Origin of the sequence: Pseudomonas sp. PDM28, from assembly GCF_019219115.1 — a bacterium.
Taxonomy (GTDB): Bacteria; Pseudomonadota; Gammaproteobacteria; order Pseudomonadales; family Pseudomonadaceae; genus Aquipseudomonas; species Aquipseudomonas laurylsulfatiphila.
The window spans coordinates 382,013-403,846 of sequence record NZ_JAHUWG010000001.1; the positions used below are offsets into that span (position 1 = coordinate 382,013).

The 21,834-nt window shown below is 59.0% G+C and carries 18 protein-coding genes; 15 read left to right on the top strand and 3 right to left on the bottom strand.

Annotation, left to right across the window (positions count from 1 at the left end; translation table 11 throughout):
- Window positions 1-102 precede the first annotated feature (102 nt).
- Together argE and argA are read left to right on the top strand one after the other, a co-directional pair.
- The gene (gene argE, locus KW841_RS01785; protein WP_007978928.1) at window positions 103-1,266 is read left to right on the top strand and encodes an acetylornithine deacetylase; all 1,164 of its coding nucleotides are present in this window, start codon (window positions 103-105) and stop codon (window positions 1,264-1,266) included.
- 261 nt (window positions 1,267-1,527) lie between these two features.
- Window positions 1,528-2,826, top strand: a complete 1,299-nt coding sequence (argA, locus tag KW841_RS01790) for an amino-acid N-acetyltransferase (protein WP_007978929.1) — start codon at window positions 1,528-1,530, stop codon at window positions 2,824-2,826.
- Window positions 2,827-2,918: 92 nt separating this feature from the next.
- Here the strand turns inward: argA and tauA are convergent, their stop codons facing one another.
- Window positions 2,919-3,908 (bottom strand): taurine ABC transporter substrate-binding protein, encoded by a 990-nt coding sequence (gene tauA, locus KW841_RS01795; protein WP_218473195.1) that lies wholly within the window; start codon window positions 3,906-3,908, stop codon window positions 2,919-2,921.
- Window positions 3,909-4,272: 364 nt separating this feature from the next.
- Between tauA and KW841_RS01800 the strand changes: the two genes are divergently transcribed.
- The 9 genes from KW841_RS01800 to KW841_RS01840 all read left to right on the top strand — a co-directional run bounded on the left by KW841_RS01800 (window position 4,273) and on the right by KW841_RS01840 (window position 13,301).
- Window positions 4,273-5,604, top strand: a complete 1,332-nt coding sequence (locus KW841_RS01800) for an OprD family porin (protein WP_218473197.1) — start codon at window positions 4,273-4,275, stop codon at window positions 5,602-5,604.
- A gap of 412 nt (window positions 5,605-6,016) precedes the next feature.
- Window positions 6,017-7,357 carry an OprD family porin gene (locus tag KW841_RS01805; RefSeq protein WP_218473200.1) on the top strand — a complete coding sequence of 447 codons (1,341 nt, stop codon included), beginning with the start codon at window positions 6,017-6,019 and terminating at the stop codon, window positions 7,355-7,357.
- 290 nt (window positions 7,358-7,647) lie between these two features.
- Entirely contained in the window at window positions 7,648-8,286 is a 639-nt protein-coding gene (locus KW841_RS01810) for a peroxiredoxin (protein ID WP_218473203.1), read from the top strand.
- Between the two features lie 332 nt (window positions 8,287-8,618).
- The gene (gene ssuE, locus KW841_RS01815) at window positions 8,619-9,212 is read left to right on the top strand and encodes an NADPH-dependent FMN reductase (protein WP_104450203.1); all 594 of its coding nucleotides are present in this window, start codon (window positions 8,619-8,621) and stop codon (window positions 9,210-9,212) included.
- Between the two features lie 105 nt (window positions 9,213-9,317).
- Window positions 9,318-10,283, top strand: a complete 966-nt coding sequence (locus KW841_RS01820) for a sulfonate ABC transporter substrate-binding protein (protein ID WP_218473206.1) — start codon at window positions 9,318-9,320, stop codon at window positions 10,281-10,283.
- Between the two features lie 25 nt (window positions 10,284-10,308).
- Complete coding sequence (ssuD, locus tag KW841_RS01825; RefSeq protein ID WP_102673502.1) at window positions 10,309-11,457, top strand: FMNH2-dependent alkanesulfonate monooxygenase; 1,149 nt, start codon at window positions 10,309-10,311, stop codon at window positions 11,455-11,457.
- A 9-nt stretch (window positions 11,458-11,466) separates the two neighbouring features.
- Window positions 11,467-12,249 (top strand): aliphatic sulfonate ABC transporter permease SsuC, encoded by a 783-nt coding sequence (gene ssuC, locus KW841_RS01830; RefSeq protein ID WP_007976348.1) that lies wholly within the window; start codon window positions 11,467-11,469, stop codon window positions 12,247-12,249.
- Window positions 12,246-13,052: an aliphatic sulfonates ABC transporter ATP-binding protein gene (ssuB, locus tag KW841_RS01835; RefSeq protein WP_218473209.1), complete on the top strand. Its 807-nt coding sequence runs from the start codon at window positions 12,246-12,248 to the stop codon at window positions 13,050-13,052. Before ssuC ends, ssuB begins: the two co-directional genes overlap by 4 nt.
- Before the next feature lie 33 nt (window positions 13,053-13,085).
- Window positions 13,086-13,301 carry a molybdopterin-binding protein gene (locus KW841_RS01840; RefSeq protein ID WP_007967989.1) on the top strand — a complete coding sequence of 72 codons (216 nt, stop codon included), beginning with the start codon at window positions 13,086-13,088 and terminating at the stop codon, window positions 13,299-13,301.
- 195 nt (window positions 13,302-13,496) lie between these two features.
- Here KW841_RS01840 and KW841_RS01845 read toward each other — a convergent pair whose 3' ends face one another.
- A complete protein-coding gene (locus KW841_RS01845) occupies window positions 13,497-14,129 on the bottom strand; it encodes a TetR/AcrR family transcriptional regulator (RefSeq protein WP_218473211.1) in 633 nt (210 codons plus the stop codon).
- A gap of 224 nt (window positions 14,130-14,353) precedes the next feature.
- A complete protein-coding gene (locus KW841_RS01850; RefSeq protein WP_015097275.1) occupies window positions 14,354-15,730 on the bottom strand; it encodes a glutamine synthetase family protein in 1,377 nt (458 codons plus the stop codon).
- 667 nt (window positions 15,731-16,397) lie between these two features.
- Here KW841_RS01850 and KW841_RS01855 point away from each other — a divergent pair.
- The 4 genes from KW841_RS01855 to KW841_RS01870 all read left to right on the top strand — a co-directional run bounded on the left by KW841_RS01855 (window position 16,398) and on the right by KW841_RS01870 (window position 21,820).
- Window positions 16,398-17,756, top strand: a complete 1,359-nt coding sequence (locus tag KW841_RS01855; RefSeq protein ID WP_218473213.1) for a glutamine synthetase family protein — start codon at window positions 16,398-16,400, stop codon at window positions 17,754-17,756.
- 59 nt (window positions 17,757-17,815) lie between these two features.
- Entirely contained in the window at window positions 17,816-19,180 is a 1,365-nt protein-coding gene (locus KW841_RS01860) for an aspartate aminotransferase family protein (protein ID WP_007976359.1), read from the top strand.
- A gap of 188 nt (window positions 19,181-19,368) precedes the next feature.
- Window positions 19,369-20,481: a polyamine ABC transporter substrate-binding protein gene (locus tag KW841_RS01865; RefSeq protein WP_007976361.1), complete on the top strand. Its 1,113-nt coding sequence runs from the start codon at window positions 19,369-19,371 to the stop codon at window positions 20,479-20,481.
- Between the two features lie 241 nt (window positions 20,482-20,722).
- Entirely contained in the window at window positions 20,723-21,820 is a 1,098-nt protein-coding gene (locus KW841_RS01870; protein ID WP_007976363.1) for a polyamine ABC transporter substrate-binding protein, read from the top strand.
- Window positions 21,821-21,834: the final 14 nt, after the last annotated feature.

The window sequence follows — 21,834 nt, forward strand, 5'->3', positions numbered from 1 at the left end:
CGTGCAGTGTACAGGACTCAAGGTTAGTACGCGCCGAGACGGTTTATTCCTGTCATCGGTTGGTTCTATGATGAACTTCAATTCGGGTGCCGGGAGTCAGCGATGCCATTGCCGTCGATGAAAGAACAGTTCGCTGCGCTGATCGCCGCGCCGTCCGTCAGTTGTACCCAACCCAGGCTCGATCAAAGCAACCGCCCGGTCATCGATCTGCTGGCGACCTGGCTCGGAGAGCTGGGTTTTACCTGCGAGATCCAGCAGGTCAACCCCGGCAAGTTCAACCTGCTGGCCAGTTTCGGTTCCGGCCCCGGCGGCCTGGTGCTGGCCGGGCACAGCGACACCGTGCCGTTCGACGGTGCGCTGTGGCAAACCGACCCGCTGAAGCTGACGGAAGTCGACGGTCGTTGGGTCGGTCTGGGCAGTTGCGACATGAAGGGTTTTTTCGCCCTGGCGATCGAGGCGGTCATCCCACTGCTCGATCAGCCGTTCAAACAGCCGTTGCTGATTCTCGCCACCTGCGATGAAGAAAGCTCGATGTCCGGTGCTCGCGCGCTGGCCGAAGCGGGGCGGCCGCTGGGGCGGGCGGCGGTGATCGGCGAGCCGACCGGGCTCAAGCCGATCCGCATGCACAAAGGCATCATGATGGAGCGCATCGACATCCTCGGGCAGAGCGGTCACTCTTCCGACCCTCGCCTGGGTCACAGCGCCCTGGAGGCCATGCACGATGCCATCGGCGAACTGCGTGGCCTGCGCTTGTTATGGCAGCGCGAATTCCGCAATCCACAGTTTGGCGTGCCAACGCCAACGATGAACTTCGGCTGCATCCATGGTGGCGACAATCCCAACCGCATCTGCGGCCAGTGTTCGCTGGAATTCGATTTGCGACCGCTGCCCGGCATGGACCCCAAGGTCCTGCGCGCCGAGATCCTGCAGAAGCTCAAGCCGGTTGCCGAGCGGCATCAGGTCAAGATCGATTACGCGCCGTTGTTCCCCGACGTGCCGTCGTTCGAACAGGCCGAGGACGCCGAGCTGGTGCGCCTTGCCGAAAAGCTCACCGGTCACAGCGCCGAAGCAGTGGCGTTCGGCACCGAAGCACCTTATCTTCAGCGCCTTGGCTGTGAAACGCTGGTGCTTGGCCCGGGTGATATCGCTTGCGCCCATCAGCCGGGGGAATACCTCGAAATGTCACGTTTGCAGCCTACGGTGCATCTACTAAGGCAACTGATCGAACACTATTGCCTGACACCGGCCAAAACTGCGGCCCTGTAGGAGCGAGCTTGCTCGCGATGAACGCAAGGGCCACGCGTCCATTCAGACAGGTCGCGTAATCGTTGAAGTCCATCGCGAGCAAGCTCGCTCCTACAGGGGCTGTGATTTGCCTGACAAGCCGTATAAATTGCCGATGTCCCAACCCGTATTCATGAGGAGAGCGCGCGTGTCGCCAAGCCTGTTCCGACGATAACCATCAGCCCGCTGTGCGTTTTCAGTTTCGCCCTTTTTTCGGCTGCTATTTATTACAGGCCCAGGTTCATGCCCGAATACGTCAATTGGCTTCGTCACGCTTCGCCTTACATCAACGCCCACCGCGATTGCACCTTTGTCGTCATGCTGCCCGGCGACGGCGTTGAACACCCGAACTTCGGCAATATCGTCCACGACCTGGTGCTGTTGCACAGCCTGGGCGTGCGTCTGGTGCTGGTTCACGGTTCCCGGCCGCAAATCGAAGCGCGCCTCGCGGCCCGTGGCCTGACCCCGCATTACCATCACGGCATGCGTATTACCGATGCCGCGACCCTGGAGTGCGTGATCGACGCGGTCGGCCAGTTGCGCATTGCCATCGAGGCTCGCCTGTCGATGGACATGGCTTCGTCGCCCATGCAGGGCTCGCGCCTGCGGGTGGCCAGCGGCAACCTGGTGACGGCACGGCCGATCGGCGTGCTTGAAGGCGTCGATTATCACCACACCGGCGAAGTGCGCCGGGTCGACCGCAAGGGCATCAACCGTCTGCTGGATGAGCGCTCCATCGTGCTGCTGTCGCCGCTGGGCTATTCGCCGACCGGGGAGATTTTCAACCTGGCCTGCGAAGACGTCGCCACCCGCGCGGCCATCGACCTGGGCGCGGACAAACTGCTGCTGTTCGGTGCCGACCTGGGTCTGATCGACGAACACGGGCGCCTGGTGCGCGAACTGCGTCCGCAGCAAGTGCCGGCGCATCTGCAACGGCTGGGCAGCAACTATCAGGCAGAGTTGCTCGATGCCGCTGCCGAGGCTTGCCGTGGCGGCGTGGCCCGCAGCCATATCGTCAGTTACGCCGAAGACGGTGCGTTGTTGACCGAACTGTTCACTCGCGACGGCGGCGGCACCCTTGTGGCCCAGGAACAGTTCGAAGTGGTACGCGAAGCGGCCATTGAAGACGTCGGTGGTTTGCTGGATTTGATCAGTCCGCTGGAAGAGCAGGGCATCCTGGTGCGCCGTTCCCGCGAGGTGCTGGAGCGCGAAATCGAGCAGTTCAGTGTGGTTGAACGCGAAGGCATGATCATCGCCTGCGCGGCGCTGTATCAGATCGCCGATTCGGACGCGGGTGAACTTGCGTGTCTGGCGGTGAATCCGGAGTACCGCCATGGCGGTCGCGGTGATGAGCTGCTGGAGCGTATTGAAACCCGCGCGCGGGCGCAGGGATTGAAAACCTTGTTCGTCCTCACCACCCGCACCGCGCACTGGTTCCGCGAGCGTGGTTTCGAACCCAGCAGCGTCGACCGGCTGCCGTCGGCGCGGGCGTCGCTGTACAACTATCAGCGTAATTCGAAGATCTTCGAAAAAGCCCTTTGAGGTTGTAGGAGCTGCCGCAGGCCGCGATCTTTTGATGTTGCTTTTCAGGATCAAAAGATCGCAGCCTGCGGCAGCTCCTACAGGAACCTTGTTTACTCCTGGACAAACTTCGCGCTGACATACGGCGAATAGTCCGGCAGCACCGTCTCCACCTTCCCTTGTTCCTTCAGGAATTTCGCCGTCTCGCCAATGGCCTTGGCCGTGCCGCCGTCCAGCAGCGCGGTGCTCTGTTGCGCCTTGGCATCCGGGAATGCGGAACCAGCCAGTAACTCCGGCACATCGGCGGCGTTAGCACCGGTCAGTTTGGCGATTTTCTGAACGGGCTCCGAGTCGACCGTCCAGTTGGCTTTATGCGCTGCGTAATCAGCAAAGGAGTCGAGGGTGACCTTGGCGAATTTGGCTACCACCTCTGGGTGCTTCTCTGCGTAATCCTTGCGCGCTACCCAGACCTCAAAGGTTGGCGCGTCCCATTGGCCGACCTGCGCAGCGTCGGTCAGGGTCTTGCCAGTCTTGCGAATTTCCCCCAGGGCGGGCGACCAGACAAACGCGCCGTCAATATCGCCGCGCTTCCAGGCGGCGGCGATTTCTGCTGGCTGCAGGTTCACCACTTTGACTTTCGAACTGTCCAGGCCCCAGTGCTTCAGCGCACCGAGCAGGCTGTAGTGGGAGGTTGAAACGAAAGGCGTGGCGATGGTCTTTCCGATCAGATCTTGCGGTTTTTCGATGCCGCTGCCGTTGCGCACCACCAGCGCTTCGGCCGCATTGATCTGGGCCGAGACGATGAACGCGACAATCGGCAGGTTGCGCGAGGCCGCAGCGGCGAGCGGACTGGAGCCGAGATTGCCGATCTGCACATCGCCCGAGGCAATCGCCGTGACCTCTTCCGGGCCGCTGTTGAAACGCCGCCAGTCGATGGGCTGGCCGATGGTTTTTTCATAAAGACCCTCGGCCTGGGGGACTTTGCTGGGGTCGATTCCGGTTTGATAACCGACGGTGAGGTTCGCCGCCTGAGCGGTGAGAGAAAGTGCGAGCGATACACAAACTGTAACAATTGATCCGGATAGTGCGCGTTTGGTCGTCATGGGGCCGCCTTTCGGTAAAGGATTTGTTTCCGAATTGCGTCAAAAACTAAACGATCTAAAAAAGTAAAAATAAATACCGATTAGGAATTAGCTTATGAGCCAAACCCTATATTCAGGGGGTGGCGGGGAGCTGGGAGCTAAATTCCTAAACGGTATTAGAAAAGAATCGGGTAATTCTTTTCGGGTTCATGACGAATTCATGACCCTGCAGGGACCAAAAAACCGGGGGTTAGACTATGGTCGTAGACACACATAGTTACGATTGACTTGTGGGTCACGGTCTGGCGCTAATCGCGCATCTTAGGATTTCGGGCGACGACTCGAGACCAGGAATACAAGAATTAGAATCGAGAGGAGCTACACAATGAACAAGTCCACCTTGGCTTTGGCCGTGGCCGTTGGGGTTTTGGCGCAGCAGGCAGGCGCCGCAGGTTTCCTGGAAGACAGCAAGGCGTCCATCAGTTCCCGGACCATGTATTACAACAACGATAATCGTGAAGGCGGTGCGGATCAGAGAGAGTCCGCAGAAGGCCTGAAACTCGATTATCTGTCCGGATTCACCCAAGGCACCGTCGGTTTCGGTATCGATGCCCAGGCACTGCTGGGTATCCACTTGGACGGCGGCAAGGGTCACCACCCAGACAACAACACCTTCTTCCCAAGCGACAGCGATGGTTCGGCCGTGTCCGAATGGAGCCGTGCAGCCGCTAACGTCAAGGCGCGCTTCTCGAAGACCGAAGCCCACCTCGGTGGCGCTCTGGCACCCAACTTGCCGATCCTGGTCGCGAACGACAGCCGTCTGCTGCCACAGACCTTTGACGGCGGCACCATCACTTCGAAAGAAATCGACAACGTGACCTTCAACGCAGGTCAGTTGGAGCATTCGGCAGGTCGCGCCTCTTCGAACTCCACCGGCCTGGCCGTGGCTGGCGGTACAGAGGGCAGCAACAAGTTCTACTACGGTGGTGCTGACTGGAAGGTCACCAAGGACCTGACCCTGCAGTACTACCACTCGAATCTGAAGGACTACTACAAGCAGGATTTCCTGGGCTTGATCCACGTGCTACCGATCAGCGCCAACCAGTCCTTCAAGACGGATATTCGTTACTTCGACAGCAGCTCCGACGGCAGGAACGGTGATCCGGGTTTCCGTTTCAACAACAACAACGGTTTCGCCAAGAACCCGGGCGAGGTCGATAACAAGACCTGGAGCGCCATGTTCACCTACACCCTGGGTGGCAACGCTTTCCTGCTCGGTCATCAGCGCGTCAGCGATGACGGTGGTTTTGTCTACCTGAACCAGGGCAACGTGGTCGATGGCAATGGCCGTCCGGAAGGGAACGGCGGCGCCAGCTTCTACCTGTTCACCGACTCCATGATCAACGGATTTGTTCGTGCCGGTGAAAACACCACTTTCGGCCAGTACTCCTATGACTTCGCAGCACTGGGTGTGCCGGGCCTGAAAACGTCGATCGCCTACCTGCACGGCGATGACATCAAGGCGACCAACGGCAGTGGTCCTGACAGCTCCGAGTGGGAGCGCGACATGCGGATCGACTACACCATCCAGCAAGGTGCACTCAAAGGTTTCGGCGTAACGCTGCGTAACGGCGTCTACCGTGGCAGTGAAGTCTCCAACAACCCTGATGTTGACCAGACTCGCCTGATCTTCAACTACACCTACAGCTTCCTGTAACAAGCCTTGTTAAAAAACCTCGCCTGTTGGCGGGGTTTTTTATGAGCTGATTTTTATATTCCATAATGATCTTTGCTGATTATTTATTATTCTTTTTGGTTTTTATTCATCCCGCTTAAAGTGCGCCTGTCCGCCACTCATCCCTGAGATCGGATTTGGCAGTTTCGTCCCTCGACAATTGATCAGGTTCAGGAATCGGCCTTGCCGCCGATACCTCGGTTCTGCCGTGGAATGCCATATTCCACAATGCTATTAAAAACGTTTAAAAAATTCTTTTTGGCTTTAAGGCCATGTATCCTGCGGCCCGCCAAACGACCGACCTAGACGGTTTGCCGCGAATTTATGCATTCAGGATCCCGGGCAATCGATTCGGGACCAGGAACATCAGAACTAGAAACGAGAGGAGCGAAACATGAACAAGTCCACCTTGGCCATGGCTGTGGCCGTCGGGGTATTGGCCCAGCAGGCAAACGCCGCGGGTTTCATCGAAGACAGCAAGGCAACGTTGGGGCTGCGTAACTTCTATATCAACACCGATTACCGCGATGGTACCGGTCCCAACAAAAACGAAGAGTGGGGCCAAGGCTTCGATCTGCGTTTCATCTCCGGTTACACCCAAGGCACCGTCGGTTTCGGTATCGATGCGATCGGCCTGTTGGGCGTCAAGCTGGATTCGGGTGGCGGTACCAACGGCGCCACGGCGACCTCTTACGGCGGCACGGTTTTCCCGAGCAAATCCAATGGCGAGGCGGTAGATGATTTCTCCAGCCTGGGCCTCACCGCCAAAGCCAAGGTTTCCCAGACTGAACTGAAGCTGGGCACCCTGCAGCCGAAAAACCCGGTGATCGTGACCAACGATGGTCGCCTGCTGCCGCAAACCTGGGAGGGTGGCCAGATCACTTCCGCCGAGATCAAGGACCTGTCGCTGGTCGGTGGTCAGATCGAAGCCGTTAAAGGCCGTAACTCCAGCAACAACGATCAAATGTCGATTTCCGGTGCGAACACTCGCGGTACCAAGTTCCGCGACAGCAACAAGTTCATCTATGCCGGCGGCGACTACAAGATCACCAAGGACCTGACGGCCCAGTACTACTACGGCAAGCTGGAAGAGTTCTACAAGCAGCACTTCCTGGGTCTGGTTCACAACTGGGCAATCGGCCCGGGCGTATTGAAGTCGGATTTCCGTTATTTCAACAGCTCTGATGATGGTGCCAACGGTCACGACCCGCTGTACTACACCACTGGCAACTACAACGCGCCAAACGGTAAAGGCAAGGTCGACAACAACCTGTACAGCGGCCTGTTCCTGTATTCGGTTGCCGGTCATACCTTCGGTGGCGGTTACCAGGTCAGCAACGGCAGCAGCGACTTCCCTTGGCTGAACCAGGGTGACGGTTCGTCGAACTACACCATCACCGATTCGCAAATCCAGAAGTTCGGCCGTGCCGGCGAGAAAACCTGGCAAGCACGTTACTCGTTCGACTTCGCCAAGGTCGGTGTGCCTGGCCTGACTGCGGGTCTGGTGTACCTGCACGGCGACAGCATCGATACCGTCAACGCCAAGGGTGGCCAGGCGGCCAACGGTGCTTCCGAGTGGGAGCGTGACCTGAGTGTTGCCTACGTGGTGCAGGAAGGTCCGTTGAAGAACCTGGGCCTGGCGTGGAAAAACGCTACATGGCGCACTGACCTGCCGAACACCCGTTCGCAGGACGAAAACCGTCTGATCGTCAGCTACTCGATCCCGCTGTTGTAATAGCGTTCGCGTAACCGATGCAAAAAAGCCCCGCCCGGTATTGCACCGGGCGGGGCTTTTACATGTTCAGGACGGGTTCACCCCCGTAATCCCGTCCTGGGTTCCCTCTTTGCAGCAACTCAAGGCCTTCTCGAACCTCGCGGCCGATGTTCGGCGGGTTGTGCGTGCACGTCCAGTGAACAGATCTTTAATATTTCTTAATGATCTAAATAAATCGATATTTATTCTTTTTAATAGATAAAAAACACAGGCACAGTTGAACCCATCAAGCACTCACAAGGAGCAGCACCATGGGTCTCAGACTTGGCGATATCGCCCCCGATTTCGAACAGAACTCCAGCGCCGGCATCATCCGTTTCCATCAGTGGCTGGGCGATAGCTGGGGCGTGCTGTTTTCCCATCCGGCGGATTTCACGCCGGTATGCACCACCGAACTGGGTTTCACCGCCAGGCTCAAGGATGAGTTCGCGACCCGCGGTGTCAAGGCTATCGCACTGTCTGTGGACCCTGTGGAGTCGCATCACAGATGGATCGAGGACATCAACGAGACGCAGAGTACCGTGGTCAACTTTCCGATCCTGGATGACGCCGACCGCAAGGTCTCGGACCTCTACGACCTGATCCATCCCAACGCCAACGACACCCTGACCGTGCGTTCGCTGTTTGTGATCGATCCGAACAAAAAGGTTCGGTTGACGATTACCTACCCGGCGAGCACCGGGCGCAATTTCAATGAAATCCTGCGGGTGATCGACTCGCTGCAACTCACCGACAACTACAAGGTGGCCACGCCGGCCAACTGGCAGGACGGTGATGAAGTGGTGATCGTGCCGTCGCTCAAGGATGAAGAGGAAATCAAGCAGCGTTTTCCCAAGGGCTATCGTGCCGTCAAGCCTTACCTGCGCCTGACGCCGCAGCCGAACCGGTAAGTCATCAATATTTGTTGTGTGGCTGATGCCGCCTTCGCGAGCAAGCCCGCTCCCACAGGGTGTACGCGGTCAACTGTGGGAGCGGGCTTGCTCGCGAAGGCGCTAGATCAGACACCACAGGTTTCACCGTTGACAGCACCCACAGAGCAGGGGACTTCAGGCCGTTTCGACGGCCTTTTTTTTGCCCGAATGAAGTTGTTTTTTATATTCCTATAACGAATAACCAAATGAATAAATATGATTTATAGATATATGAATCAGCTGTTAAGGTCACTCCATCGAAGCGAGATCGCAAACCGCGAATCGCCAACACCGCTCAAGGAATCGTCTGAATGTTGGTCGTCTCACTCGGAGGTAGTCCCAGTCAGCGCTCCCGTTCCGGGGTGCTGCTGGACCGCTCCAAGAGTTGGTTGCAAGAACAGGGCGTGGAGGTGGTGAGTTATCAGGTACGGGACTTCCCGGCCGAAGACTTGCTGCATGCACGTTTCGACAGCCCGAAGGTCATTGACCTGCTGCAACAGATTGAAAACGCCGATGGCCTGCTGATCGCTACGCCGGTGTACAAGGCTTCGTTCTCCGGCGCATTGAAAACCGTGCTGGATCTGCTGCCCGAACGTGCGCTGAGCCACAAGGTGGTGTTGCCGATGGCAACCGGCGGCAGCATCGCCCACATGCTGGCGGTGGACTACGCGCTCAAGCCGGTGCTGTCGGCGTTGAAAGCCCAGGAAATGCTCCACGGGATTTTCGCCGTCGACAGCCAGATCGCTTACGGCGAAGGCAGCGCCCTGGCGCAGTTGGCGCCGGAGCTGGAGCAACGGCTGAATGAATCGCTGGAGCTGTTTCTCAGCGCCATGGCACGACGGCCCAAGCCGCTCGATCCGAATCTGTTGAATGAACGTTTGTTGAGTGCTCGCTGGAGCATATGAACTCCACTGAACATCAGCCCCACCGAAAATTGAAGTACTGGCCTTACTCGCCCGCCAACGGGCAAGCAGGTGCAGCCAAAACCCAACTGCAAAAAGGAGAGCGCCATGCGCCCTGTCATTTTGCGTCGTGGTCTGGTCGCTCTGTTTGCTGCGGCTGTCACCTTCGGCGCCATTACTCAAGCCCAGGCCGAGACGCTACGAATCGGTTATCAGAAATACGGCACCCTGGTGCTGCTCAAAGCCAAGGGCACCCTGGAAAAACGCCTCGCCGCCCAAGGCGTGGACGTGCAATGGACTGAATTCCCCGGTGGCCCGCAACTGCTTGAGGGCTTGAACGTCGGCTCCATCGACTTCGGCGTTACCGGCGAAACCCCTCCCGTGTTCGCCCAAGCGGCCGGCGCCGATCTGCTTTACGTCGCTTATGAACCACCAGCGCCGCATAGCGAGGCGATCCTGGTGCCGAAGGACTCGCCGATCAAGTCGGTGGCAGAGCTCAAGGGCAAGAAGGTCGTGCTCAACAAGGGCTCCAACGTGCACTACCTGCTGGTGCGTGCGCTGGAAGACGCCGGCCTCAAATACTCCGATATCCAGACCGTATTCCTGCCGCCGGCCGATGCCCGCGCTGCGTTCGAGCGTGGCAGTGTCGACGCCTGGGTCATCTGGGACCCGTACCAGGCCGCCGCCGAACAACAGTTGCAGGCGCGCACCCTGCGCGATGGCCAGGGCATCGTCGACAACCATCAGTTCTACCTGGCGACCAAACCCTACGCGCAAAAAAATCCCGAGGTGATCAAGACCCTGGTGGAAGAAGTGCGCGCAGTCGGCGACTGGTCCCGGGCCAATCCTGAAGACGTGACCCAGCAAGTCTCGCCACTGCTCGGCCTGTCGGCAGACATCACCCGCACTTCGGTGAAACGCCAGGGCTACGGCGCGTTGTTCCTGACCCCGGAAGTGGTCGCGGCGCAGCAGAAAATCGCCGACACCTTCTACCAGCTCAAGCTGATTCCAAAGCAATTGAGCATCAAAGACGTGATCTGGACGCCGCCGGCCGCCGTTGCGAAAGCCCAATAATTCGATCCCCCAAGGAGACCACTCCATGAGCCTCAATATCTTCTGGTTCCTGCCTACCCACGGCGACGGCCATTACCTTGGCACCGCTGAAGGCGCACGCGCCGTTGACCACGGTTACCTGCAACAAGTCGCGCAAGCGGCGGACCGACTGGGTTTCGGCGGCGTGCTGATTCCCACCGGGCGCTCCTGCGAAGATTCGTGGCTGGTGGCGGCGTCGCTGATCCCGGTGACCCAGCGTTTGAAATTCCTTGTCGCCCTGCGCCCCGGGATCATTTCCCCGACGGTAGCGGCGCGTCAGGCCGCGACCCTGGATCGTCTGTCCGGCGGCCGCGCGCTGTTCAACCTGGTGACCGGCGGTGATCCGGAGGAGTTGGCGGGCGATGGTCTGTTCCTCAGCCACGAAGAGCGCTACCAGGCTTCCGTGGAGTTCACCCGTATCTGGCGCCGCGTGCTGGAAGGTGAAACCGTTGATTACGACGGCCAGCACATCAGCGTGAAGGGCGCGAAACTGCTCTATCCACCGATCCAGCAGCCGCGCCCGCCGCTGTACTTCGGCGGCTCTTCGGATGCCGCGCAAGACCTGGCTGCCGAACAGGTGGAAATGGTCTTGACCTGGGGCGAGCCGCCGGCCGCCGTGGCGGAAAAAATCGAACAGGTCCGTGCCAAGGCTGCGAAGCTCGGACGCACCGTGCGCTTTGGCATTCGCCTGCACGTGATCGTGCGCGAAACCAACGATGAAGCCTGGAAAGCCGCGGATCGACTGATCTCCCATCTCGACGACGACACCATCGCGCGTGCCCAGGCATCGCTGGCGCGCTTCGATTCGGTCGGTCAGCAACGCATGGCCGCATTGCATGGCGGCAACCGCGACAACCTGGAAGTCAGCCCGAACCTGTGGGCGGGTGTCGGCCTGGTGCGTGGCGGTGCCGGTACGGCGCTGGTGGGCGATGGCCCGACCGTGGCCGCCCGCGTGAAGGAGTACGCGGACCTCGGCATCGACACCTTTATTTTCTCCGGTTATCCACACCTGGAAGAGTCGTACCGAGTCGCCGAACTGCTGTTTCCGCACCTCGATGTCGAGCGTCCTGAACTGCCGAAAAGTGCTGGCTACGTCAGTCCGTTCGGCGAGATGGTCGCCAACGACATTCTGCCCAAAGCCGCGTCCCAGAGCTGAGGCGCGGTCATGAAGAAAATCATCCACAGTCTCGCGCCCTGGGCGTTGCCGGTGTTGTTGCTGGCGGTGTGGCAGTTGAGTGTGTCGGCGGGCTGGTTGTCGACACGGATTCTGCCGGCGCCGGTTGCCGTGATCGAGGCCGGTGTCAGCCTGGTGCGCAGCGGCGAAATCTGGACGCATCTGGCGATCAGTGGCTGGCGTGCCGCGCTGGGCTTCACCATCGGTGGCGGCATCGGTTTGACCCTGGGTTTCATCACCGGCCTGTCGAAGTGGGGCGAACGCCTGCTCGACAGTTCGGTGCAGATGATCCGCAACGTGCCACACCTGGCGCTGATTCCGCTGGTGATCCTGTGGTTCGGCATCGATGAGTCGGCGAAGATTTTCCTGGTGGCGCTGGGCACGCTGTTCCCGATTTACCTCAACACCTATCACGGCATCCGCAACGTCGACCCGGCGCTGGTGGAGATGGCGCGCAGCTATGGCCTGACCGGCTTCAGCCTGTTCTGGCAGGTAATACTGCCGGGGGCGCTGCCTTCGATTCTGGTTGGTGTGCGCTTTGCCCTGGGCTTCATGTGGCTGACGTTGATCGTCGCGGAAACCATTTCCGCCAGTTCCGGTATCGGTTATCTGGCGATGAATGCCCGGGAGTTCTTGCAGACCGACGTGGTGGTGCTGGCGATTCTGCTGTACGCGGTGCTCGGCAAACTGGCCGACCTCGCGGCCCGTGGACTTGAGCGTGTGTGGCTGCGCTGGCACCCGGCGTATCAGGTTGCCAAGGGAGGTGCGGCATGATCGCGGAACAACCTCCACGCCTGCTGCGCGGCATTCCGCTGGCGGTGCGCAAGCTGCAAAAAACCTTTGGCTCGCGCCAGGTGCTGCGCGAGATCGACCTGCACATTCCGGCGGGCCAGTTCGTCGCCGTGGTGGGTCGCAGCGGTTGCGGCAAAAGTACCTTGCTGCGATTGCTCGCCGGCCTTGACCGGCCCACCGGTGGTGATTTGCTCGCCGGTGCCGCGCCATTGAGTGACGCACGGGAAGACACGCGGCTGATGTTCCAGGAAGCGCGTTTGCTGCCCTGGAAAAAGATCATCGACAACGTCGGTCTGGGCCTCAAGGGTAACTGGCGGCCGCAAGCGCTTGAAGCCTTGGACGCGGTGGGCCTGGCCGACCGCGCCAACGAATGGCCGGCAGCGTTGTCCGGTGGACAGAAGCAACGCGTGGCGCTGGCCCGTGCGTTGATTCATCAGCCGCGCCTGCTGTTGCTCGACGAACCCCTGGGTGCTCTGGATGCCCTGACCCGAATTGAAATGCAGCAACTGATCGAACGGCTCTGGCAACAGCACGGCTTTACGGTGCTGCTGGTGACCCACGACGTCAGTGAAGCGGTGGCGATTGCCGATCGGGTGATCCTGATCGAAGACGGTGAAGTCGGCCTCGACCTGCACGTGGAACTGCCGCGCCCTCGAGTGCGCGGCTCCCACCGGCTGGCGGCGCTGGAAACCGAAGTCCTCAATCGCGTGCTGGCGCTGCCCGGCCAACCACCGGAGCCGGAACCTGTTTCACCCTTGCCTACGCAATTGCGCTGGGCTCAATAACTCAAGTCTTACCCAACGACAGGAATCAACATCATGACTATCAAGGCCATCAACGTTCGCAACCAGTTCAAAGGCTCCATCAAGGAAATCGTCCTCGGCGACGTGCTGTCGGAAATCGACGTGCAGACCGCTTCCGGCATCGTCACTTCGGTGATCACCACGCGCTCGGTGAAAGAGTTGGAACTGGCGGTGGGCAGTGAAGTGATCGCGTTTGTGAAATCCACTGAGGTGTCGATCGCCAAGTTGTAAGCCACATGCGTAAACAACAACCCCGAAGGGTTTGAGCCCTTCGGGGTTTTTTGTGTGTGTATCAGCGAGATTTGCACTCCCTGGCCTCATCGCGGGCAAGCCCGCTCCCACAAGGATCTCCAGTGAATTCAGATTTTGTGAACGACAAATAAACCTGTGGGAGCGGGCTTGCCCGCGATGAGGCCAGTGAGTGCGCTAGAGATTCCGCTTGGGCAGGTATGGCGGCAGATAAAGCCCCACATAAGCATCAAACACCCGCATCCCTTCCTCGGCCATGCGCGGCGTAATCTGCCCGTGTTGCTGCACCGAGCGCGCATACACCCGGTCGCCAAGCTCCATGGCCAGGGCGAACACATCGACATCACCCGGCAGCGTCGGCAGTTCGAAGTGGTGATCGAACAGCTTGTGCATCAGCTCGCCCAGTTCGAGGTCGTGCTGGCGGTCGGCCTGGGTGACTTCGGTCAGGCCGTGCTGGGCCAGTATGAGTTGGCGGGCGGCGGCGTCCTCTGCATAGATGTCGAGCATGCGTTGTTCCACCAGGCGTGACAGGTCGCGCCAGCTGCCAAGGGCGTGATGATCGATGGGTGCTTGCAGGCACGCGCGGAAGGCCGCATGGACGTCGGCGGTCAAGGCTTCGAGCAACGCCGGCACGCTGGCGAAGAAATGGTAGACCGAGGAGGGCGGAATCTCCGCGCGCTCGGCGACACTGTAGATCGACAGACTGGCCACGCCCTCGGCGGCCAACAGCGTGCGGGCAGCATCGAGTATCGAGTCGATCCGGGCCTGGCTGCGTGCGCGGGGTTTGCGGGGGGTGGCTACGCGTGTCATTGGAGTCTCCTGCGGGGCAGGGGGCATTGTACGAGTCGGGTTGTGTGTTGTCTGCCCGGACGCTTTCGCGGGCAAGCCCGCTCCCACAGGGATTGGTTTCGTACACCCGATTTGTTGTCGACAAAGAACCCTGTGGGAGCTGGCTTGCCAGCGATCCGCCGCAGGCGGCCATAAAAAAACGCCGCAGGCTGTGAAGCCGGCGACGTTCTTGTTACCGCAACCGCTTACACGGTATGCAGGTACCAGTTGTACTCGAGGTCGGAGATGGAGTGTTCGAACTCCTCCAGCTCGCTCTCTTTACAGGCCACGAAGATATCGATGTATTTCGGATCGATGTACTTGGCCATGACTTCGCTGTCGTCCAGCTCGCGCAGCGCATCACGCAGGTTGTTCGGCAGGCTTTGCTCGTTCTGCTCGTAGCTGTTGCCTTCGACCGGAGCGCCAGGCTCGATCTTGTTGACCAGACCGTGGTGCACGCCGGCCAATACCGAAGCCATCAGCAGGTACGGGTTGGCATCGGCGCCGGCCACTCGGTGTTCGATGCGCACGGCATCGGCAGAACCGGTCGGCACGCGAATCGCTACGGTACGGTTGTCCAGGCCCCAGCACGGCGAGTTCGGCACGTAGAACTGTGCGCCGAAACGACGGTAGGAGTTGACGTTCGGGCAGAGGAAAGCCATCTGCGCCGGTAGGGTCTCGAGCACACCGCCGATCGCGTGACGCAGTGCGGCGTTCTGCTCGGGATCCTCACTGGCAAAAATGTTCTTGCCGTCTTTGTCGAGAATCGAGATGTGGACGTGCAGACCATTACCCGCCTGGCCTGGGTAAGGCTTGGCCATGAAGGTGGTGTCCATTTCATGGTCGTAGGCGATGTTCTTGATCAGGCGCTTGAGCAGGACCGCGTAGTCGCAGGCCTTGATCGGATCGGCCACGTGGTGCAGGTTCACTTCGAACTGCGCCGGGGCACTTTCCTTGACGATGGCGTCGGCCGGAATGCCTTGCTCTTTGGCACCTTCCAGAATGTCCTGGAGGCAATCGACGTATTCGTCGAGGTCGTCGATCAGGTAGACCTGGGTCGAGTGCGGACGTTTGCCGGAAACCGGCGAGCGAGGTGGTTGCGGACGACCGTTCACGTTCTCCTGGTCGATCAGGTAGAACTCCAGTTCGAACGCGGCGCAGATGGTCAGGCCCATTTCGTCGAACTTGCGCACCACGTTGGCCAGCACTTCACGCGGGTCGGCGAAGAAGGGTTCGCCTTCGAGTTCGTGCATGGTCATCAACAGTTGCGCGGTCGGGCGCTTCTGCCATGGCTCGTTGCACAGGGTATCGGGGATTGGATAGCAGATTCGGTCAGCATCACCGATGTCCAGGCCCAGGCCGGTGCTTTCCACCGTCGAGCCGTTGATATCCAGAGCAAATAGAGAGGCCGGCAGGTTGATGCCTTTCTCGTAAACCTTGTGGAGGCTGGTGCGTTCGATGCGCTTGCCGCGCACCACACCATTCATATCCGCAATCAGAAGGTCAACGTACAGAACCTCAGGATGTTCCTTAAGGAACGCGTTCGCTTCGTTAAGCTGAACGGCACGCGGGGGTACCGACATGATGCAACACCTTTGTTGTTAAAAATATCAATCATTGATCTTTTCTGGTTTCAGTCAACCCGAACGGCATGCCGAAGTCAAGCGAGGCCTTTTTTGCCCTAAAAAAGCGCTCGTATGGCTTTTTTGAGGCACTTTGGGGCGATTTTACTCCGCTGGACGTAGCGGCGACCGCGAGCTTGAGCGGGCCGTGTTGTATTTTTTACGGGGGTGTTGTGTAAAAAAATGAACAAGGCTAAGCTCGAATCAAACCCATAACAGCAATAATACCGGGGTGCTTCATGTCTCGCCTGCCGATAATCGGCGTCACCGACTGCTCAAGACAGGTCGGTCGGCATGTTTATCACATCAGTGATGACACATCCGTCCGTTCCGTGGTCCCGGCGCTTGCGGTGATCCTCCCATCCGCGACGGTTCAAACGTCCCCGTCCGATATTCTGGACGGTCGCGATGGCACCCCCATTACGGTTACTCCATTCAATATAGAACCGATTCACAATAGCGGCCTGACCATCGTTTGGGGCAACGCTCGTGATTCTGCACGCCCGGCCTCTGCGGCAGTGTTGGCAAACACGCTAATCTGCCGCAGAAACGCTCTACAACGCGACGCCGATGCGTCAAACAACGCCTGACCTTAAAAGGGTCAGACAACTCAAGCCTAGAGGCATTTATGAGTAACAACCTCGACCAGCTCACCGATTGGTTGAAAAACCACAAGATCACAGAAGTCGAATGCATGATCGCCGACTTGACCGGGATTACCCGGGGCAAGATTTCGCCGACCAACAAATTCATCGCCGAGAAAGGCATGCGCCTGCCTGAAAGCGTTCTGCTGCAGACCGTGACCGGCGATTACGTCGAAGACGACATCTATTACGAACTGCTCGACCCGGCCGACATCGACATGATCTGCCGTCCTGACCAGAGTGCGGTGTACCTGGTGCCGTGGGCCATCGAGCCGACCGCCATCGTTATCCACGATACCTACGACAAGCAAGGCAACCCGATCGAGCTGTCGCCGCGCAATGTGCTCAAGAAAGTCCTGAAACTCTATTCCGACAAAGGCTGGCAGCCCATCGTGGCGCCGGAAATGGAGTTTTACCTGACCAAGCGCAGCGACGACCCGGACTACCCGCTGCAGCCGCCGGTCGGCCGCTCCGGTCGCCCGGAAACCGGTCGTCAGTCGTTCTCCATTGAAGCGGCGAACGAGTTCGATCCGCTGTTCGAAGACGTCTATGACTGGTGTGAACTGCAGGACCTTGACCTCGATACGCTGATTCATGAAGACGGCACGGCGCAGATGGAAATCAACTTCCGTCACGGCGATGCCCTGTCCCTGGCCGACCAGATCCTGGTGTTCAAGCGCACCATGCGCGAGGCTGCGCTCAAGCACAACGTGGCCGCGACCTTCATGGCCAAGCCGATGACCGGCGAGCCGGGCAGTGCCATGCACTTGCACCAGAGCATCATCGACATCGAGACCGGCAGGAACATCTTCTCCAATGATGACGGGACCATGAGCCAGCTGTTCCTGCACCACATCGGTGGCTTGCAGAAACTCATTCCCGAGCTGTTGCCGCTGTTCGCTCCGAACGTCAACTCGTTCCGCCGCTTCCTGCCCGATACCTCGGCGCCGGTGAACGTGGAGTGGGGCGAAGAGAACCGCACCGTGGGCCTGCGGGTTCCGGATGCCGGGCCGCAGAACCGTCGGGTGGAAAACCGCCTGCCGGGCGCCGATGCCAACCCGTACCTGGCGATTGCCGCGAGCCTGCTCTGCGGGTACATCGGCATGGTTGAAGGCCTGAATCCGAGTGCGCCGGTGGTAGGGCGTGGCTATGAGCGCCGCAACCTGCGCCTGCCGCTGACCATCGAAGACGCGCTGGAACGCATGGAAAACAGCGCGACCATCGAGCGCTACCTTGGCAAAAATTTCATCACTGGCTACGTCGCGGTCAAGCGGGCCGAGCATGAAAACTTCAAGCGCGTGATCAGTTCGTGGGAAAGGGAATTCCTGCTCTTTGCCGTCTGATACGCCGGGCGCCGTTGTCCTCTAATGGCGCCTTCACCTGATTTTTTTAGGAGATTCGTATGACCAGCAACAATCCGCAAACCCGTGAATGGCAAACCTTGAGCAATGATCACCACCTGGCTCCGTTCAGCGACTTCAAACAGCTGAAAGAGAAAGGCCCGCGGATCATCACCAACGCCAAGGGCGTTTACCTCTGGGACAGCGAAGGCAACAAGATCCTCGACGGCATGGCCGGCCTATGGTGTGTCGCGATTGGTTATGGTCGCGATGAACTGGCCGATGCCGCCAGCAAACAGATGCGCGAGCTGCCTTACTACAACCTGTTCTTCCAGACGGCGCACCCGCCGGTACTGGAACTGGCCAAGGCCATCGCCGACATCGCGCCGCAAGGCATGAACCATGTGTTCTTCACCGGTTCCGGCTCTGAAGGCAACGACACCATGCTGCGCATGGTTCGTCACTATTGGTCAATCAAGGGCCAGCCGAACAAGAAAGTCATCATCAGCCGCAAGAACGGCTATCACGGTTCCACCGTGGCCGGCGCGAGCCTGGGTGGCATGACGTACATGCATGAACAGGGCGACTTGCCGATCCCGGGCATCGTCCACATTGCCCAGCCGTACTGGTTCGCCGAAGGCGGCGACATGACCCCGGAAGAATTCGGTGTGTGGGCGGCCAATCAGCTGGAAGAAAAGATTCTGGAAGTCGGCGTCGACAACGTCGGTGCCTTTATTGCCGAACCGATCCAGGGCGCCGGTGGCGTGATCATTCCGCCAGACACCTACTGGCCGCGCATCAAGGAAATCCTCGCCAAGTACGACATCCTGTTCGTGGCTGACGAAGTGATTTGTGGTTTCGGTCGTACCGGCGAGTGGTTCGGCAGCGATTTCTACGGCCTCAAGCCGGACATGATGACCATCGCCAAGGGCCTGACCTCGGGCTACATCCCGATGGGCGGCCTGATCGTGCGTGACGAAGTGGTGGAGGTCCTGAACGAAGGCGGTGATTTCAACCACGGCTTCACGTACTCCGGTCACCCGGTGGCGGCTGCGGTGGCGCTGGAAAACATCCGCATCATGCGCGACGAGAAAATTATCGAGCGCGTCCATGCAGAAACGGCACCGTATTTGCAAAAGCGTCTGCGGGAACTGAACGATCACCCGCTGGTAGGTGAAGTTCGCGGGGTCGGTTTGTTGGGGGCCATCGAACTGGTCCAGGACAAGGCCACGCGCAAGCGTTACGAGGGCAAGGGTGTCGGCATGATCTGCCGCCAGTTCTGCTTCGACAACGGCCTGATCATGCGCGCCGTCGGCGACACCATGATCATCGCACCGCCACTGGTGATTACACCGGCGGAAATCGATGAGCTGGTGACCAAGGCTCGCAAGTGCCTTGACCTGACCCTGAGTGCATTGCAGGGCTAAGTGCTAGGCTCTGAGCGGAAGTCCGAAGTTCTGCATATGAAGTAGGAACTTTCGCTCAGAACTGTCAGAAAGCGTGGCCGTTTCCTTGAAAGACCGATGTGGATCTTGCCAGACTAGCCGCGGTTCCAGTTGCCCGGGTTCGGTCGCTGAACAAGTGGTTCAAAAAAGAAAAATTTGGAGCATTACGCATGAAGGCACTAGGTAAAAAGCTCGCTGGCAAGACTCTGCTTGCCATGTCCGTGATGGGTTTGATGGCGGGCGCGGTTCAGGCCGATGACAAAGTACTGCACGTGTACAACTGGTCCGACTACATCGCACCGGACACCGTCAAGAAGTTTGAAGACGAGTCGGGCATCAAGGTTGTCTATGACGTCTTCGACAGCAACGAAACCCTGGAAGCCAAGTTGCTGGCAGGCAAGTCCGGCTACGACATCGTCGTACCGTCGAACAACTTCCTGGCCAAGCAGATCAAGGCTGGGGTCTACCAGAAGCTGGACAAGTCCAAGCTGCCTAACTGGAAGAACTTGAACACCGACCTGCTCAAGGCCGTTTCCGTGAGCGACCCGGGCAACGAGCACGCCTTCCCGTACATGTGGGGTTCGATCGGTATCGGCTTCAACGCCGAGAAGGTCAAGGCAGCACTGGGTGCCGACGCACCGGTCGATTCCTGGGACCTCATCTTCAAGCCTGAAAACGCCGCCAAGCTGAAAGCGTGCGGTATCAGCCTGCTGGACTCGCCAACCGAGATGATTCCGGTGGCGCTGCACTACCTGGGCCTGCCAACCGACAGCCAGAAGAAAGAAGACATCGACAAGGCTGAAGCGCTGATCATGAAGGTCCGTCCTTCGATCGCCTACTTCCACTCGTCCAAGTACATCTCGGACCTCGCCAACGGCAACATCTGCGTGGCCGTGGGTTACTCGGGTGACATTTACCAGGCTAAATCCCGCGCTGCCGAAGCCGGTGACAAGGTGAAAGTCAGCTACAACATTCCGAAAGAAGGTGCCGGCAGCTTCTACGACATGGTCGCCATCCCTAAAGATGCCGAAAACGTCGAAGGCGCCTACAAGTTCATGACCTTCCTGCAAAAGCCGGAAATCATGGCTGAAATCACCAACGCCGTGCGTTTCCCGAACGGCAACGCGGCTGCAACTGCGTTGGTCGATAAAGACATCACCAGCGACCCGGGCGTTTACCCGCCAGCGGACGTGCTGGCCAAGCTGTACGCGATTGCCGACTTGCCGGCCGCGACCCAGCGGATCATGACCCGCAGCTGGACCAAGATCAAATCGGGTAAATAAGTAAAACCCCTGTAGGAGCGAGCCCGCTCGCGATAGTCGTCAACGATGACACTGGGTGCCTGACACCCCGCGTTGCTCTCAGGTTCATCGCGAGCAGGCTCGCTCCTACAAGGGTCTGCATAAAAGTTTTGCTGGAACGGTTTTTCGAGGGTAAGTTGCGCGCCGGTTTTGTTGCTGGGCAATCACGGTTGTCATGTAACGCTGGGCAACTTGGGCCCAACTAATTTCAGAGGACCTCCACGTGCCTATTTTTTCTTTATTGCGCAATGCCATGCTGGTGGGCGCCGGGCTGACGATTGCCGTCAGTGTCCAGGCCGCCGGCACCGTGCATATTTATAACTGGTCGGATTACATCGGCGAGAGCACCCTGGCGGACTTCCAGAAAGAGACCGGGATCAAGCCGGTCTACGACGTCTTTGATTCCAACGAAACCCTGGAAGGCAAGTTGCTGGCCGGGCATACAGGGTATGACGTGGTCGTGCCGTCCAATCACTTCCTCGGCAAGCAGATCAAGGCCGGCGCTTTCCAGAAGCTCGACAAGTCGCAGCTGCCGAACTATTCGAACCTCGACCCGGTGCTGCTCAAGCGCCTGGAGCAGAACGATCCGGGCAACCTGTACGCCGTGCCGTACCTGTGGGGCACCAACGGCATCGGTTACAACGTCGACAAGGTCAAGGCCGTGCTGGGTGTCGACAAGATTGACTCCTGGAGCGTGCTGTTCGAGCCAGAAAACATCAAGAAGCTGCACAAGTGCGGCGTGGCGTTCCTCGATTCCGCTGATGAGATGATGCCGACGGTCCTGAACTACATGGGCCTGAACGCCAATAGCACCAACGAGGAAGACTACAAGAAGGCGACCGCCAAGTTGCTGGCCGTGCGGCCCTACGTTACCTACTTCAACTCGTCCAAGTACATCACTGACCTGGCCAACGGCGATATCTGCGTGGCGGTCGGGTTCTCCGGCGACATCTTCCAGGCCCGCAACCGTGCCCAGGAAGCCAAGAAAGGCATCAACATCGCCTACGCCATTCCGAAGGAAGGTGGCGCTCTCTGGTTCGACATGCTGGCGATTCCGAAGGATTCGGCCAATCCCAAGGAGGCGCACGCGTTCATCAATTACTTGCTGAAACCCGAGGTTATCGCCCAGGTCAGCGACTACGTCGGCTATGCCAACCCTAATCCGGGGTCGGACAAACTGATGGAACAGTCCATTCGCACCGACGAAGCGGTTTATCCACCGCAAGAGGTGCTCGACAAGACCTACGTGTCCGTCGAGTTGCCACCGAAGATTCAACGCTTGATGACCCGCAGCTGGACCATGGTCAAGTCGGGTAAATAGTTTCAAGGCTCAGA

Excerpts from the sequence above, each read along its gene's own strand:
- argE (WP_007978928.1), top strand. The coding sequence starts at position 103 with ATGCCATTGCCGTCGATGAAAGAACAGTTCGCTGCGCTGATCGCCGCG.
- argA (WP_007978929.1), top strand. The coding sequence starts at position 1,528 with ATGCCCGAATACGTCAATTGGCTTCGTCACGCTTCGCCTTACATCAAC.
- tauA (WP_218473195.1), bottom strand. The coding sequence starts at position 3,908 with ATGACGACCAAACGCGCACTATCCGGATCAATTGTTACAGTTTGTGTA.
- KW841_RS01800 (WP_218473197.1), top strand. The coding sequence starts at position 4,273 with ATGAACAAGTCCACCTTGGCTTTGGCCGTGGCCGTTGGGGTTTTGGCG.
- KW841_RS01805 (WP_218473200.1), top strand. The coding sequence starts at position 6,017 with ATGAACAAGTCCACCTTGGCCATGGCTGTGGCCGTCGGGGTATTGGCC.
- KW841_RS01810 (WP_218473203.1), top strand. The coding sequence starts at position 7,648 with ATGGGTCTCAGACTTGGCGATATCGCCCCCGATTTCGAACAGAACTCC.
- ssuE (WP_104450203.1), top strand. The coding sequence starts at position 8,619 with ATGTTGGTCGTCTCACTCGGAGGTAGTCCCAGTCAGCGCTCCCGTTCC.
- KW841_RS01820 (WP_218473206.1), top strand. The coding sequence starts at position 9,318 with ATGCGCCCTGTCATTTTGCGTCGTGGTCTGGTCGCTCTGTTTGCTGCG.
- ssuD (WP_102673502.1), top strand. The coding sequence starts at position 10,309 with ATGAGCCTCAATATCTTCTGGTTCCTGCCTACCCACGGCGACGGCCAT.
- ssuC (WP_007976348.1), top strand. The coding sequence starts at position 11,467 with ATGAAGAAAATCATCCACAGTCTCGCGCCCTGGGCGTTGCCGGTGTTG.
- ssuB (WP_218473209.1), top strand. The coding sequence starts at position 12,246 with ATGATCGCGGAACAACCTCCACGCCTGCTGCGCGGCATTCCGCTGGCG.
- KW841_RS01840 (WP_007967989.1), top strand. The coding sequence starts at position 13,086 with ATGACTATCAAGGCCATCAACGTTCGCAACCAGTTCAAAGGCTCCATC.
- KW841_RS01845 (WP_218473211.1), bottom strand. The coding sequence starts at position 14,129 with ATGACACGCGTAGCCACCCCCCGCAAACCCCGCGCACGCAGCCAGGCC.
- KW841_RS01850 (WP_015097275.1), bottom strand. The coding sequence starts at position 15,730 with ATGTCGGTACCCCCGCGTGCCGTTCAGCTTAACGAAGCGAACGCGTTC.
- KW841_RS01855 (WP_218473213.1), top strand. The coding sequence starts at position 16,398 with ATGAGTAACAACCTCGACCAGCTCACCGATTGGTTGAAAAACCACAAG.
- KW841_RS01860 (WP_007976359.1), top strand. The coding sequence starts at position 17,816 with ATGACCAGCAACAATCCGCAAACCCGTGAATGGCAAACCTTGAGCAAT.
- KW841_RS01865 (WP_007976361.1), top strand. The coding sequence starts at position 19,369 with ATGAAGGCACTAGGTAAAAAGCTCGCTGGCAAGACTCTGCTTGCCATG.